Origin of the sequence: Treponema zioleckii (assembly GCF_014737315.1) — a bacterium.
Taxonomy (GTDB): Bacteria; Spirochaetota; Spirochaetia; order Treponematales; family Treponemataceae; genus Treponema_D; species Treponema_D zioleckii.
In genome coordinates, this window is record NZ_JPUF01000007.1 from 15,107 (window position 1) to 29,527 (window position 14,421).

Genomic DNA, 14,421 nt, shown 5'->3' on the forward strand with positions numbered 1-14,421 from the left:
GACACGGATGAATTAAAGCGACGGTGGTTGAGCGGAGTCGAAACCACAATTCGACACAGATAAATTAAAGAGTGAACACCTGCAAGTTGACCCACCAGGGCGCGAGTTTTGGGAAACGCTAAAAGGATATTTTTTTTGGTCGGACAGTTTTACTTGTGCGTTTCCGAAAACTTGCGGGAAACGCACGCGTGGACTTATATTTGCAAAGTGAACTTTCGGCGTTTCCGTTTTGTTTGTTTTAGAAAAGTGCAGATTCCGAAACTTCTTCTGCGTTCGGAAGAGAGATTCGCATCAGTTCAAGCTGACCTTCAAAAGTCACTTTGTCGCCCGGAAGAACGGCAAAAATCTGCTCAGGTTTTACAGGCTGCTTTTCGCAGGGCGTTCCGTCTGCATTCGTTCCGCGAATAGTTCCGCTTCCGCCGAGAACAAAAACCAGCTGCGCGTTGGTATGCTTTCGGACGAAGAACGAATAACCGCCTTTCACTTCGATTTTGTTTAAGTCAAAATATTTGCACGAAAAACCGTCCTTAAAGTCGCTGAATGATTTTATGGTTTTTGCGTCCTCGTCAAAATCATGAATTGCGGCAAATGCTTTTTCCACGTGAAGTTCCCGGCCTCTCTCCCAGTCGTAGAATCGGTATGTGATGTCGCAGTTCTGCTGCACTTCAAGAAGCCTTATGCCGCCGCAAATCGCGTGAACCATTCCCGACGGAATAAAAAGAAAATCACCTTTTTTTACTTTTACTTCGTTTAAAAGTTCGGGAAGTCTTTTTTCGCTGAGGGCTTTTTCGAATTCACTTCTGTTAAACTTATTTTTTAATCCAAAAATGATTTTTGCATCCGGTTGTGCGTCCAGAATGTACCAGCATTCCGTTTTGCCGTTTGCTCCGCTGCCCTCAAGTTTTACGGCAGTTTCGTCGTCTGGATGCACTTGCACAGAAAGCGTATCGTTTGCCTGAATAACTTTTACGAGAAGAGGGTAGTCTTTAACGAGTTTTACGAAGTCTTCCTGCACAAGCGTTTTGTTTGTGGAAGCAATCCAGTCTTCGTAGCCCCAGATTTTTTCTGAATGAAGAGGAGTAAGGCTCTGCATTGTTAGTTGCGCTCCCAAAGTTTTTCTGGATAGTAGCCAGAAGCGATTTTTTGAGCGATTGCGTCTTTTACAATCTGCTTGTCTTCTGGGTAAGTCATGCCGAACCAGCTTTCCTCGCTGGTGAACACTTTGATTTTTCCTTCGCCGTATTTGATTATGTCGCTTGCGGCAACTGGCAAAAGTGCCTCGGCTTTTGGAAGTTCAAGAGAAGTTTCTTTAAAGCCGTCCCAGTATTTTTCAAAGCGTTCGAATGCTTTTGGCGAGAATCCAAAGAGATTCATGCTGACGGTCTCGTTGCCCGAAAGTTTGTAGATTTTGCCGTTAAGTTCGCTTTCGATTTCGTTTCCGCTAAAATTTTCGCCAGTGTAGTAGATTTTTGTGTTCTCGGTGATTGATTTTAGGTATCCGTTTTCTGTTTCTGCAACACCGCGGCTTACAGAACCGTTCCGGCTCATTGTTTTTCCGAGGACGTAGCCGACCATTGCGTGCTCAGTGCAGTCGTTGTTAATAGAAGAAAGATACTTTCCGAGCGTTTCGATTCCGTTAAGCCCGTAGTAGTCGTCTGCGTTGATTACTGCGAACGGTTCGTGGATTTTGTCTTTTGCGCAAAGAACTGCGTGAATCGTCCCCCACGGCTTTTTGCGGTCTGCTTTTTTTGCTTTTTCAAGTTCTGCGGCCGTTAAAAGTGCTTCTGGTGTTTGGAAGACGTATTCTGCGTCGAAGTTTTTTGCAACGCGGTCAAAAAGGCGTTCCCTAAAGTCTTTTTCAATGTCTTTGCGGATTATGTAGACTACTTTGCCGAATCCTGAGCGTTTTGCGTCGAATGTTGAAAAGTCAAGGAGGCATTCTCCGTTTTTTCCTACGGCGTCAATTTGTTTTACGCCGCCGTAGCGGCTTCCCATGCCAGCAGCAAGAACTAAAAGTGTAGGTTTCATTATTTTCTCCAAGTTTAATAATTTTGATAAAGGCTGATTTGAATGGTCGGAAAAGAATCGCACAAGAGCAAACCTAGCCCAGATTGTAGTGGTTGCGTAGCAAAACCGCGTAGCGGTTCGGAGGCGAAGGCCGTAGCCACGAAAAGCTGGGAATTGTCAGTGAATGAGTGGCGCGGAAAATCGCACGCGTGTTCCCAAAGCCGAATTTGCTCCGAATTTTGCTTTTGCAAACGATTTTAAATCATAACATCAGTTTTTAGAAAATTCAAATGGGGCGTGATTATGTGTCAGCTCAGGGCTTGCCGGTGAAAAAGAGGGGCTGGCGGTGCTCGTTGTGGCAGACGCGAGAAGTTAAACGATGCTTTCTAGAATGAATTCCGGCATTCCGCGAAACGTGGACAGGCAGTTTACAAATCGTTTTAGGATTTACTCTCAGGTTCATTTTACGGAAAATAATTTTGAATGAAAACAGAAATTTAAAATCCTGAATGGGGGACTAATATGGAAGATGATTTTTTTTGTTTGGCCCGGTCTGATTCCTCGGAACAGTAAATGTCTGCGTTTTTTTCTGGATTCACAAAAAAACTGAACAATCTTTGGGAATTCTCCGTTATATTTTCCGGGGAAAAGCTGATTTTTGGGGCTTTCTGTAAATCGCGATTTTGGGGAAGATGCAGGTAAGTTTTTTTTTCAGCAGTGGCATTACTTTATAATCTGTATCGGTTCCAGTTCTACTCCATTGCAATTCGCGGTTAGAAAAACAGAGGTTTTGTTCAGAAAATTATTTCTTCTTACGATTATAAAAAAGCGATTTTTGGTAAAATCATTTGTGCAAGTATACGCTCGAGATATTTCGACTTCTGAGTTAAAAACAAACCGCTTTGCATCGTGATATGTTTTGATATTTTCCAAACTGTATATAAGGGCATAATTTTCCTTAATCCTGCTGTCTTCTCTCTCAAAGAAAGAATTAATTATCTTTCGTCTGCAAAACTGATATTTTATTAGATTAAAAACATTGTCATCAACTTTGTCATAATAATGAATCAATTCACTCAACAAAGGATAATCAATTTCGTAGCGCTGCTCTTTGTATCCTTTATTTGACAAGGCAAAGATACAAAAAAACAGAGCAAGTAGAGTTATTAAAATCACTGCAAAAATGCAAACGTTCCTCTTTGAAAAAAAATTCTTCATCATTTTTGAATATCCTCTAGCACATTAGTTTTATTATAAAATGAATACTGAATAATCTTTGGAAATCCTCCGTATTTATATTTTCCGGGGAAAAGTGGATTTTTTGTACTTCCAATTCTACTCCATTGCAATTCGCAGGTGCTTTTTCCTGTAAAATTCTCCTTGATTGTCCAATAGTAAAACCTGAGAGGGGAGCATTTCAATAGAACTAACCTTAAAACTTTCTATAATCCAGCTTGAAAATATTGTCCTGTGCGATATAAATTCCTGTGCGGGAGCGGAGGTTCAACACTCAGTATTTTCGCGAATTTTTAGGAAATGCAGCGATTCCTTTTCGGAATACAGAAATGTAAAAGAATATTGTTATAAACTTGATAAAGATTTTGACGAACACGTTTTTACGCTTCAAGATTTTATTACTTTTTCTTTGGGGGAATAGAATGAAAAGAATATTTTTTAAATATCTTTGTGTTGTTTTTTGTATTATTTTTATTTCATGCTCGAATAAGAATAATTTCACAGATAATGAATTAGCAGAATTTTATGTATTGGCAAAAAAATTGGAACAAAAAGATTTTACATTTGGCAAAAAAATGGAAAATTCTAAAACTTTGAAATTGTACAAAGTAAGAGAGAATTTTTCACGTGAAGAAGATTTTTTTTCACTCGAAGAGTTTTCACTTATTGAAAATAAAATCAAGTTTGTACAAAAGAAAAAAAGGGCAGTGTGTTTTTAGAATTTGCTGCTGCTCCATCAGGCTGGGGACGTGGAATTATCTACTTAAAAAATCAGAATGATATAAAAAATCGGGCAGAAGTCTTTATTCACCTAAAAGATGAATTATATTATTTTGAAGGAAAATTCTAAGTGTTTTCAGTTTGAAATCGCAAGCTTAATAATTTCACTTCCCCCCACAAATCGCGATTTGTAGGCCAACTCAAAAATCCACTTTTCCCCGGAAAGTCCGCCACAAAAAGTGCCTTTTCCGGGAAAATTTAAGGATTGCGCTACATATAGCGTAGTTTTTACCGTTCTAAAACCGCTCGAATCAACTGACGAGTGGTTTTAGAATTTTTCGCGGACGGAAGTTTTCCGCCGATAAAATTCTTAAAGGAGGATTTTAAAACCTGAGCTGAGTTCTGCCTTTCTTGAGCCAGAAAGCGGATTTAAGGCGTAAAAACGCCCTGAATCCGCCGGAAAACTGCCCCGCGTAAGGCTCATCAATCTCAATTTGATATGTTGTGCCTTTGTCAATAGCGAAATAAAAAAATGGAAGCAACAGTCAGAAATTAACCCGGCATTTGACCATTCTGATATACGTGGATTCGGCAAAACCTTACCTACAGGTCAATGGACCGCCTGAAAGTACTTTCTGTCTGTAAACGGGCATATCAAAATCTTTTTTTAAGATTTGGTGCCCACAAATTGATCGAAGATTACTTATTATCCATAAAATCCTCTGTTGCTTCCAAAATTAAGACCAATAAATTATACACAAGCCCTAGACATGTTTCCTGTCATCATTCCCCATATAAAGCAGGAAAGTTCTCTTGCGGCCGCTGTCGTTATGACATTATAGTGAAGCCCCTTTCTTTCCATGCTCATCATCTTGTGCCTGATTCTTGCAATGGCCATATCTGCGTATTGAATAACCAGAGGGCTTTGACCTTCCTGTCTTTGCACAAGCCGCTTGCTTTTTGCAGAGCAGAGCCGGCCGTACTTTATACTTTTTGCCGATTCAATCAAGAGCTGCCGGATTCTGGAATTTCCGGATTTTGTTATCGCCGTGTGCCGGACGGTCAAACCGCTCGAGTCTTCTCCCGGACAAAGCCCTATGTAGTTTGAGAAAGATTTGGCATTGCCGAATCTTGAGAAATCTCCGACTTCGACTGCGATGCTCACCGCGGTGAGATAATCAATTCCTGTAAAACAGATTAATTTTTCAACGCCTTCCTTTATGTCTGAATTTTCAGCCATCTGTTTTATTTGAGCGTCAAGCCGCGCGACTTTTGCCATGAGTTCGTTCACTTCTGCAAAATATTCTTCAAATGCAAGCTGAAGCCATTCGTCCTTAAAATTGACAGTCCGGAGCCATTCAAAATGACTCTGAGTCCAGTAAGAACCTTTTTTAGGATATGTCATTCCCATCCTGAGAAGGAATGAAAGAAGTTCCTGCTTTGCTTTTTTCAGCTGCCGTTTTTTACTGCAACGGGCTCTGGTAAACTCTTTCATGGCCTCTGTTTTTTCAGTAGGAATCACAACCTGTTTAAAAGTCTTGTAGGCAAGGGTCTGGGCCAGGAGGCGTGCGTCCCTCCTGTCTGTCTTTACTCTGGGGCCGTTAGGCCTGTAAATTGTTGAGGGTGCGATAACGACACATGCAAAATCGGCTTTCTGCAAATCCCGGCAAAGTTTATAGCCGGTAGGTCCGGCCTCATACCCCACAAGCACAGGGGTATCTGAGCCGACAGTTTTAATCACAGATTTGATGTAATTTATTGCATTTTTTGAACTGGCTTCGCTTTTGTGCTCCGCGAAAAAACTGTCCTGTTCTTTTAAAAAACTGCAGTAAGAATAAGAACTTTTGTGGACATCAATTCCGATGTAAATTATAGTATTCATGTGGTGTCTCCTTTTTTGCATGAGGTAACGTCATGCTTTGTTTTTTTAGTTTTATGCAATTGTAGGACTGAATCCTCGATTTTTGCAAACTTGTGAGGCACTACATATTGTTCTGTACCACTACGCGGGGAACAATCCTGTGCGGTATGTGGATCCGGATGGAAAATGGCTTGATACTTTCATGGATATTGTTGGAATTGCATGGGATATTGTAGAAATTGTTGCAACTCCTGCAAATCCGTGGGCATGGGCGGCTCTTGGCGCTGATGTCGGCTGTCTGTTTATCCCAGGAGCAACTGGTGCTGGTAAAGTTATTCGAATTACAGAAGGCACTAGAAAAATGGGCAAGGTTTCTCGTGCCGCAAAAGCTGCTGGTGTTGCAGATGCGTTTGTTGATGCCGTAAAAGATGGTGAACGTGTATTTGGAAAGTATTCAGATTTGCAAAAGGTGACTAAGGGGTATAAAAGTACAATAGAAGCTCATCATCTTGTACCTCAGGCGTTGGCAGATTTATTGCATCAAGATGTTGGAGATTTTGCAAGTGTTGTAATTGACAAGGCAACGCATAGTGGATTTTCAAAAGAATGGAATGACGTTCTTGATGAAATAAGAGCCGTTCATAGTACTGGTGGTTTGAAAGCCGCCAAAGCCGAAATATTAAAACATGCAGAAAGAATATACAAAGATTTTCCAGAGATGCGTGAAGTAACAAAAGCCTGGCTGGATTCAATTTAGGAGAACTCATCATGAAAAAGCAAATACTTTTAGCAATTAATAGTGAAATATCTTTAGATGTAATTAATAAAATAAAGAAGATGTTTGGTGGTAAAATTTCTCATAGCAAGTTGTATGTTACTCTTGACGGCATTACCGCAGAAGAAGCTGAGCATGTTCTAAACTATCTAAAGAACGTTGTTGATTTTGAAATCGATATGGATTTAAATTATTTCACGGATGAAGAATTAATGGGGTTCGACTTTTTCTATTGTACCGGGCAGAGAAAACCTGATACAGGAATACGCTTTATTGATTTTGAATTTAAAATGAACGGGAATGCATCTTTTGATTACACTAATTTCTGTCCAAAGTGTAAGAAAGGGTTAAAACAGATTTCTCCTTTTGTCGTTAAAGGCCTTTCAAAAAAATATGCAGCAAAAAAATTCGTAAGCCCGTTTTGGGCGTACTGGATTGTCTCCTCTGAATTCATGGAAAAAATCCAGCAGCACAATATTTCCGGAGTTGAGTTCTGGGAACTGCTAAACTATAAGGGAGAGGCATCCAAAACGAATTTCCAGATGAAGCCGGCAAGGATTCTTCAAAATGTGCTTGACCTTAAGTATGTAAAATTCCCAAAGGATTGCAACTGTATAAATCAGAGGGTTGGCATACCGGACACAACCGTCCGTCTTCATAGGGAGGCAAAAAACATCCTGCTTGATTTCAATGAACTCTATGAGCACAATTCATCTAATTTAACTGGAATGTATATAATCAGCAAAAAATTATTAAAAATTTTTATTGAAGAAGGAATAAGGCCTCATTGGGATATAGATATTATCCCTGTAGAATTTGTTTGACAAACTGAGCAATGCTGTTCATCCAGCTTTGAGGTATAGAAGAAAATTCAAAATCTCCTCTTCCCCCAAATCGCGATTTGTAGGAAAATCAGCGCGTCTGAAAAAGCGTTGGATTTTTGCATTCGTGGGGCAAAATACAAAAACTTGCTTGCAGTTGCGTTATTTTTTTAGTGAAGCATGATTTGTAATGTCGGAAAACAATCGCACAAGACCAAACTTAGCCCAGATTGTAGTGGTTGCGTAGCAAAACCGCGTAGCGGTTCGGAGGCGAAGGCCGTAGCCACGAAAAGCTGGGAATGCCAGTTGATAAGTGGCGACGGTAAATTTTATGCGTGCTCTAAAAGCCGAATTTGCTCCGAATATTAGAGTTCGCTTTAAATAGCCGCTTTTCGCTTTCGTTCCTACGTTTTTGCCTACTTTTAACTTTCAATTATTAATTATTAATTTTCTCATTATTCCCTAAGATACGGAAATTTTGTAAAATCGTTGATATTTAATTTCAATAAATCGAGGTTGAAAAATGATTAAGTTGCGCGGCGCATTTACGGCTATGGTCACCCCTATGAATGCTGATGGCTCAGTTGATTATGAGGGTTTCAGAAAGAATGTGATTTTCCAGCTTGAGAGCGGAATTAACGGAATCGCACCTTTGGGAACTACCGGCGAGACTCCTTGTCTTGAGGAAAGCGAAGAAGAGGTGATGATTAAAATTGCTGTTGAGGAAGCTAAAAAATACAACGAAAAAACTGGAAAAAAAGTTCCTGTCGTGATTGGAACTGGTAGTAACTGCACAAAAGATGCTGTACGTTACGCAGAGCGCGCAAAAAAACTCGGTGCGGACGTTGCCCTCGTGGTGACTCCATATTACAACAAACCTAGCGACGAGGGCGTTTTCCGCCATTTTGAGGCTGTCGCAAAGGTTGGAATTCCTGTTTTGGTTTACAATATTCAGGGACGAACTGGAAAAAATATTTCTACTTCCATTCTTGCCCGTCTTGCTGACCTTCCGAACGTTATTGGCGTAAAGGAAGCCAGCGGAAACATAAACCAGATGATGGAAGTTATTGAAAAAATAAAGTCAAAACATCCTGATTTCTCTGTTCTTTCTGGAGATGACGGTCTTACTCTCCCGTTGATTGGTGTTGGCGGAGACGGTGTTGTTTCTGTTGTTTCGAATTTGGCACCTTCTCTTGTTACCGAAATGGTTACCGATGCTTTGGACGGCAATTTTGCTGAGGCTCGAAAAATCCATTACAGACTTCTTCCGTTCTTTAAGGCTGCTTTTGTTGACGGAAATCCTACTTCAATCAAATATGCCATGAACTACAAGGGTATGACTGCTGGTGCCGTTCGTCTTCCTCTCGTTGAGGTTACTGACGAGGCTAAGAAAGTTATTGAAAAAGCTTTGAAAGATTGTAATTTGTAATACTGCTAGGAATAAAAAAAGGAGAAAATTATGGCTGAAAGAATTAGTGTTGGTGTTTTGGGTGCTACTGGAATGGTAGGACAGAGATATATTAAGCTTTTGGAGAATCATCCGTGGTTCAAGGTTACTTACGTTGCGGCTTCTCCTCGTTCTGCCGGAAAGGCATATAAAGAGGCTGTTAAGAATCGTTGGCTCATTGGCGCTGACATTCCTGCTGACGTTAAGGACTTGATCGTTCAGGATGCGAATGACGCAAAGCTCGCTCTCGGAAAGTGCAAATTCGTTTTTTCTGCTCTCGAAATGGGCAAGGACGAGATTAAGGCTCTTGAGGCTGCGTATGCGGCGGAAGGAATCCCTGTTGTTTCAAATGCTTCTGCAAACCGCTGGACAGAGGATGTTCCGATGTTGATTCCAGAAATCAACTACAGCCATCTTGACGTAATTGCCGAGCAGAAGAAGCATCACGGCTGGGACAAGGGCTTTATTGCTGTAAAACCAAACTGTTCTTTGCAGACTTACATGATGCCGATTTTTGCCTTGCAGCAGGCTGGCTACCCAATCAAGAGAATGATTGTTACGACTTTGCAGGCTGTTTCTGGCGCCGGATATCCGGGCGTTCCGAGTTTTGACATGATTGACAATATCGTTCCGTTCATTGGCGGCGAGGAAGAAAAGACTGAAAAAGAGTGCCTTAAAATCCTCGGCACAGTAAAAGACGGAAAAATCGAGAATGCAGCTCAGCCACTTGTTTCGGCAACTTGTACGCGAGTTCCTGTTATTGACGGTCACACGGCGACTGTTAGCTTGGAATTTGACCTTCCAGAAGACAAAAAACCTTCTATTGAGCAGATTCTAAAAGTTTGGGAAGATTTTACTTCTGTTCCGCAGTCTCTTAAGCTTCCGAACGCACCTGTTCATCCGATTGTTTACCGCGAGGAAGAAAATCGCCCGCAGCCACGCCGTGACCGCGAGACCGAGAACGGAATGGCTTGCGTAATCGGACGTCTCAGAAAGTGTCCTGTTTTTGACGTAAAATTCGTTGCGTTGAGCCACAATACAAAACGCGGAGCTGCCCTCGGCGGAATCTTGAACGCTGAACTTTTGAAGGCAAAGGGATTCTTCGATAATTTGTAATGGGAACTTCAAAAAAAGCGATGTTTTAAGTCGTGCTATTTTAGCGGCTTAAAACTCGCAGGCAGCTTGAAAAATCTTGCAAAGAAAGTTTTTCAAGCTGCCAAAATGACGGCATGTTGGTTGTTTCGGTAAGTTTAAAAAACTGTTTTATGGAGATTTTTAGATGAAAAAATTTATACGCGGACTTTTTGTAGCCGCATTCGTATTTGCATCATCTTTCGCATTTGGTGAAGAATGGAGAATCTGCTTGGGTTCGTTCAATGTGCGCGAATATGCGGACGACCGGGTAAAAATCCTTAAAGACAGAGGGATTGATTCTGTTGTTAGAGAAATTTACGGCGATGACGGAAAAAAATTCTACCGTGTAATCTACTCAGAGTCTTTTGGAGATTCAAAATCGGTTGCAGAAAAACGCGATTCGCTTGCAGACACTCCGATTCTTAAAGAACTTGAGCACGATACCGTTTGGTTTTACAAAGTTACAAGCTCTACCGACGACGCAAAATAATTTTTTTTGATTTTAGGGAAAATTTTAGATGAACGTAAAAGAACTTTACCGCGAAATTTTGAACGAACATAACGTGAATCCCGAACACAAAAAGCCGCTTGAAGGCTCTGTTCTGGAACTTAACGGTGTTAATCCGAGCTGTGGCGACAACATAACTTTGTACCTAAAAGTTGAGGACGGTAAAATTGTTGACGGCGGATTTTCTGGTTCTGGCTGTGCCGTAAGTCAGGCTTCTGTAGATATGATGCTGGATTTGGTAATCGGTAAGGACAAGGACGAGGCTCTTCGCCTTTCGAATATTTTTATGGGAATGATAAAAGGCACTTCGACCCCGGAAGAAATTGAGGAACTTGACGAAGCCGGTGCCTTGCAGAATATTGCCCACATGCCGGCCCGCGTAAAATGCGCTGTTCTTGGCTGGAGAACCTTGAACGAAATCTTTGAGATGAAAGGCGAAGGCGTAAAAATGGGGCAGGGGACTGCTCAGCACGAGAATTGCCAGCTCTGACATTTTGACTTTTATTATCTGGAGAAAATTACGAAAAACGCTGATTTAAAAATATTGCCTTCACAATCCCTGCCGGTCGCTTTTTTTCTCGCGCTTTCGGGCGGTTTTTTTGATGCCTACACTTACGTTTGTCGCGACGGAGTTTTTGCGAACGCTCAGACTGGGAACATGGTCATGCTGGGAATTTCCGTGGCAAAACTGAATCTGCACGCCTCGTTTTTGTATTTGATTCCGATTCTCGCTTTTGTTGCGGGAGTTTTTCTTTCGGAAGTGATAAAACAAAAATCTTCTACCGCTGAAAGTTTTTCAAAATTTATTCTTTTGCTCGAAGTGATGATTTTGTTGGGCGTGGCATTTATTCCGCAACGACTCAATATGCTTGCAAACGTGCTTATTTCATTTGTGTGCGCCATGCAGGTGAACACTTTTAGAAAATGGCACGCAAACGGTTTTGCCACAACAATGTGCACCGGGAATCTTCGTACGGCAACGGAACTTGTTAATCGTTCGATTTTTGAGCGGAATCGTTCGCTTTTAAGAAAGTCTTTCGGATATTTTGCGATTATCGTGATTTTTATTTTGGGCGCAATTTTAGGCTTTTGGGCAACCAACTTTTTTGCCCAAAAGGCGATTTTATTTGCGGCAGGCATGGTTTTGCTCACGCTGGTTCGGATTCTCTTGGGCTAAAAGGAAAAAAATTAGGTATGATGTGACAATGGTCATATTGAAAATCCTGATTTTTTTCTCCATTCAAAAAGAACTTCCTAATTTAAAACTTCACTTTTCTTCTTTACCACGTTTTCATTTTGCACAAAATTGACTATTATTTCAGTATGATTAGAAAAATTTTATTCACTTTGACTTTGATTTTTACGTTGTTTTTTTCTTCTTGCACGAAAAAAAATTCTGGCACCGAACAGGCTGCATCGTCTGAGCACAAGACTACGATTACCGCAAGTTTTTATCCGCTTTATATAATGCTTATGAACATTGCCGATGGCGCGGACGTTGAGTTAAAAATGCTTGCTCCGAGCGATACAGGTTGCTTGCACGACTATCAACTTACCACAAAAGATATGCAGGCCATTTCTTCTTCTGATATTGTCGTCGTTAACGGACTTGGAATGGAAGACTTCCTTGATAAGGTTTTTGAGTCTAAAAGCGAAACGACGATTGTTGCAGGAGCTGATTTTGAGACTGTTGACGACAATCCTCATGTGTGGGTGAGCGTTGAGGGCGCGATTTATGAGGTAAAGAATATTTGTTCGGGACTCGTAAAACTTGACCCAAAAAATGCCGAGATTTACGAAAAAAATTCAGCACAATACATTCAAAAACTTTCGGAACTCAAAAAAATCATGCACGACACCCTTGAACCTTTTTCTGGAAGCACGATTATCACGTTCCACGAGGCATTCCCTTATTTTGCCTCTGAGTTTGGCCTAAAAATTGCAAGCGTGATTGAGCGGGAGCCTGGAACTGCGCCGAGTCCGAAGGAATTGGACGAAATTATTCAGACCGTGAACGCAGAGAATTCTAAATCCGGCAAAAATGTTCCGCTTTTTGCGGAGCCTCAGTATTCAAGTTCGTCTGCCGAAGTGATTGCAAATGAAACTGGCTCAAAGATTTACGAACTTGACCCTTGCGTTACTGGCGAGATTTCTAAAGATTCCTACATTGAATCCATGAAGAAAAATCTTTCAGTTTTGCAGGACGCGCTAAAAAATTAAAGGCGATTTATGGCTCATATAAATCTTCATCATCCTTCGATTTATCCTCATGTCTGTCTCACGAAAATCACGAATCTTTCGGTAAAAAACGGAAGCGACGTGATTTTGAGCAACGTGAATCTTGAAATTCGTTGCGGAGAGCTTACCGCGATTGTAGGACGGAACGGCGCCGGAAAAACGACTTTTTTGCGCGCGCTTTTGGACGAAATTCCGCATACTGGCGAAATAACTTACGACCACGGAGTTTCGGCTTCCGGGCGAAAAATCGTTACCCACAAAAAACCGAAGTTCGGCTACGTTCCTCAAAAACTTGCGATTGCGCCGGGAAGCCCGGTTTCTGTGTCGGATTTGGTTTTGAGCTGCGTTTCGAACTATCCGGTTTGGCTTCCCAGACGAAAAAAAGACATTCTCCGCGTTGAGAAAATCCTTTCGGCAACGAATACTCAAGCACTCGCGGACAGGCGGGCCGGGGATTTGAGCGGGGGAGAGATTCAGAGAGTCATGCTTGCCCTTGCGATTTATCCGCTTCCCGACATTCTGATTCTTGACGAGCCTGTGAGCGGGGTTGACAGAAACGGACTGAAAGATTTTTATGATTTGGTTTCGCGTTTAAGGCACGATTACGACATTACGATTTTGCTTGTGAGCCACGATTTGGACTTGATTGCCGAAAAAGCTGACAGGGTTGTTTTTATTGACCACGGAATCGCTGCTGAAGGCACCCCGGATGACGTGTATTCCGACCCGAAATTCATGGAAACTTTCGGACGAATTCATATTAATTCGTAATTTTAAGGAAATTTGCAGATTTTATGAGTTTTATTTATTCGATAATCGATACTGTTTTGCCTTTCTCTTGGCTTTCTCCCGAATTTATGAAGAATGCCTTGCTTGCGGTGATTCTTGCCGCTCCGCTTTTTGGTATGCTCGGAAGCGTCGTTGTTTCCAATCAAATGGCGTTTTTTAGCGATGCAATCGGGCACTCCGCCCTTACCGGAATCGCAATCGGCGTTATTCTCGGAATAAAAGAGCCGCTGGTTTCGATGATTGGGTTTAGCTTGTTTTTGGGAGCGGCGATTATCAGCGTAAAATGCCGCGGAAAATCCAGTGCAGACACGATTATCGGGGTTTTTTCTTCTACGGCGGTTGCCCTCGGAATTGTTCTCTTGAGTGCGACCGGAAATTTCGCGAAATATCAGAGGTATCTCGTTGGCGATATTTTGAGCATAAAACCTGTGGAAATTCTTGACCTTTTTGTTTCACTCGTGATTTTGATTGTGATTTTTTTGTTTTTTTACAATAAAATGCTCCTCACGAATCTGCACGGAACTTTTGCGCGGTCACGCGGAATCAAAACTTTTTTTATCGAAATGATTTTTGCACTGCTCACCGCCGCAATAGTCACTATCAGCATACGCTGGACAGGGCTTCTTGTAATCAATAGTCTCTTGGTTCTTCCAGCCGCTTCCGGCAAAATGATTTCGCGGAATGCACGTCGCTACATTCTGCTCTCTGTCCTGATTTCTTTGGCATCATGCATAATTGGGCTTTCTCTTTCTTGGTACATTGGAAGTGCGTCGGGTGCGACAATCGTTTTGGTGAATGCATTTGTGTTCATCATCTGCTTTTTTGTGGGAATTCTTAGAAAAAATTGATTTTTTGAAATATTTCAGCAAAAATTTGTCTTCATTT

The 14,421-nt window shown here is 41.5% G+C and carries 16 protein-coding genes; 12 read left to right on the plus strand and 4 right to left on the minus strand.

What is annotated here, in order from left to right; genetic code table 11:
- Window positions 1-238: 238 nt before the first annotated feature.
- From JI65_RS03050 to JI65_RS03060, 3 genes are all read right to left on the minus strand, one after another.
- Window positions 239-1,093, minus strand: a complete 855-nt coding sequence (locus JI65_RS03050; RefSeq protein WP_191013907.1) for a type I phosphomannose isomerase catalytic subunit — start codon at window positions 1,091-1,093, stop codon at window positions 239-241.
- Between the two features lie 2 nt (window positions 1,094-1,095).
- Complete coding sequence (locus JI65_RS03055) at window positions 1,096-2,028, minus strand: nucleotidyltransferase family protein (protein WP_191013908.1); 933 nt, start codon at window positions 2,026-2,028, stop codon at window positions 1,096-1,098.
- 702 nt (window positions 2,029-2,730) lie between these two features.
- The gene (locus JI65_RS03060) at window positions 2,731-3,228 is read right to left on the minus strand and encodes a hypothetical protein (RefSeq protein ID WP_191013909.1); all 498 of its coding nucleotides are present in this window, start codon (window positions 3,226-3,228) and stop codon (window positions 2,731-2,733) included.
- A 437-nt stretch (window positions 3,229-3,665) separates the two neighbouring features.
- Here JI65_RS03060 and JI65_RS03065 point away from each other — a divergent pair, with 437 nt between their 5' ends.
- Window positions 3,666-3,962: a hypothetical protein gene (locus JI65_RS03065; protein WP_191013910.1), complete on the plus strand. Its 297-nt coding sequence runs from the start codon at window positions 3,666-3,668 to the stop codon at window positions 3,960-3,962.
- Entirely contained in the window at window positions 3,953-4,093 is a 141-nt protein-coding gene (locus JI65_RS03070) for a hypothetical protein (protein WP_191013911.1), read from the plus strand. The genes JI65_RS03065 and JI65_RS03070 overlap by 10 nt, the downstream gene beginning before the upstream one ends.
- Window positions 4,094-4,714: 621 nt before the next feature.
- Here JI65_RS03070 and JI65_RS03075 read toward each other — a convergent pair.
- The gene (locus tag JI65_RS03075; protein WP_191013912.1) at window positions 4,715-5,845 is read right to left on the minus strand and encodes an IS110 family RNA-guided transposase; all 1,131 of its coding nucleotides are present in this window, start codon (window positions 5,843-5,845) and stop codon (window positions 4,715-4,717) included.
- A gap of 148 nt (window positions 5,846-5,993) precedes the next feature.
- On the opposite strand from JI65_RS03075, the gene JI65_RS03080 reads away from it, so the two are divergent.
- The 10 genes from JI65_RS03080 to JI65_RS03125 all read left to right on the plus strand — a co-directional run bounded on the left by JI65_RS03080 (window position 5,994) and on the right by JI65_RS03125 (window position 14,384).
- The gene (locus JI65_RS03080) at window positions 5,994-6,581 is read left to right on the plus strand and encodes a hypothetical protein (protein ID WP_191013913.1); all 588 of its coding nucleotides are present in this window, start codon (window positions 5,994-5,996) and stop codon (window positions 6,579-6,581) included.
- 11 nt (window positions 6,582-6,592) lie between these two features.
- On the plus strand, window positions 6,593-7,423 hold the full coding sequence (locus JI65_RS03085; RefSeq protein ID WP_191013914.1) for a hypothetical protein: 831 nt from the start codon (window positions 6,593-6,595) through the stop codon (window positions 7,421-7,423).
- A gap of 520 nt (window positions 7,424-7,943) precedes the next feature.
- Window positions 7,944-8,849: a 4-hydroxy-tetrahydrodipicolinate synthase gene (gene dapA / locus JI65_RS03090; protein ID WP_191013915.1), complete on the plus strand. Its 906-nt coding sequence runs from the start codon at window positions 7,944-7,946 to the stop codon at window positions 8,847-8,849.
- Between the two features lie 30 nt (window positions 8,850-8,879).
- Entirely contained in the window at window positions 8,880-9,983 is a 1,104-nt protein-coding gene (gene asd / locus JI65_RS03095; protein WP_191013916.1) for an aspartate-semialdehyde dehydrogenase, read from the plus strand.
- 163 nt (window positions 9,984-10,146) lie between these two features.
- Entirely contained in the window at window positions 10,147-10,491 is a 345-nt protein-coding gene (locus tag JI65_RS03100) for an SPOR domain-containing protein (protein WP_191013917.1), read from the plus strand.
- 28 nt (window positions 10,492-10,519) lie between these two features.
- Window positions 10,520-10,999, plus strand: a complete 480-nt coding sequence (gene sufU / locus JI65_RS03105) for a Fe-S cluster assembly sulfur transfer protein SufU (RefSeq protein ID WP_191013918.1) — start codon at window positions 10,520-10,522, stop codon at window positions 10,997-10,999.
- Window positions 11,000-11,053: 54 nt separating this feature from the next.
- Window positions 11,054-11,686 carry a YoaK family protein gene (locus JI65_RS03110; protein WP_197971895.1) on the plus strand — a complete coding sequence of 211 codons (633 nt, stop codon included), beginning with the start codon at window positions 11,054-11,056 and terminating at the stop codon, window positions 11,684-11,686.
- Between the two features lie 146 nt (window positions 11,687-11,832).
- Complete coding sequence (locus tag JI65_RS03115; protein ID WP_191013919.1) at window positions 11,833-12,729, plus strand: metal ABC transporter substrate-binding protein; 897 nt, start codon at window positions 11,833-11,835, stop codon at window positions 12,727-12,729.
- Between the two features lie 9 nt (window positions 12,730-12,738).
- On the plus strand, window positions 12,739-13,518 hold the full coding sequence (locus tag JI65_RS03120; protein ID WP_191013920.1) for a metal ABC transporter ATP-binding protein: 780 nt from the start codon (window positions 12,739-12,741) through the stop codon (window positions 13,516-13,518).
- A 23-nt stretch (window positions 13,519-13,541) separates the two neighbouring features.
- Complete coding sequence (locus tag JI65_RS03125) at window positions 13,542-14,384, plus strand: metal ABC transporter permease (protein WP_191013921.1); 843 nt, start codon at window positions 13,542-13,544, stop codon at window positions 14,382-14,384.
- Window positions 14,385-14,421 lie beyond the last annotated feature (37 nt).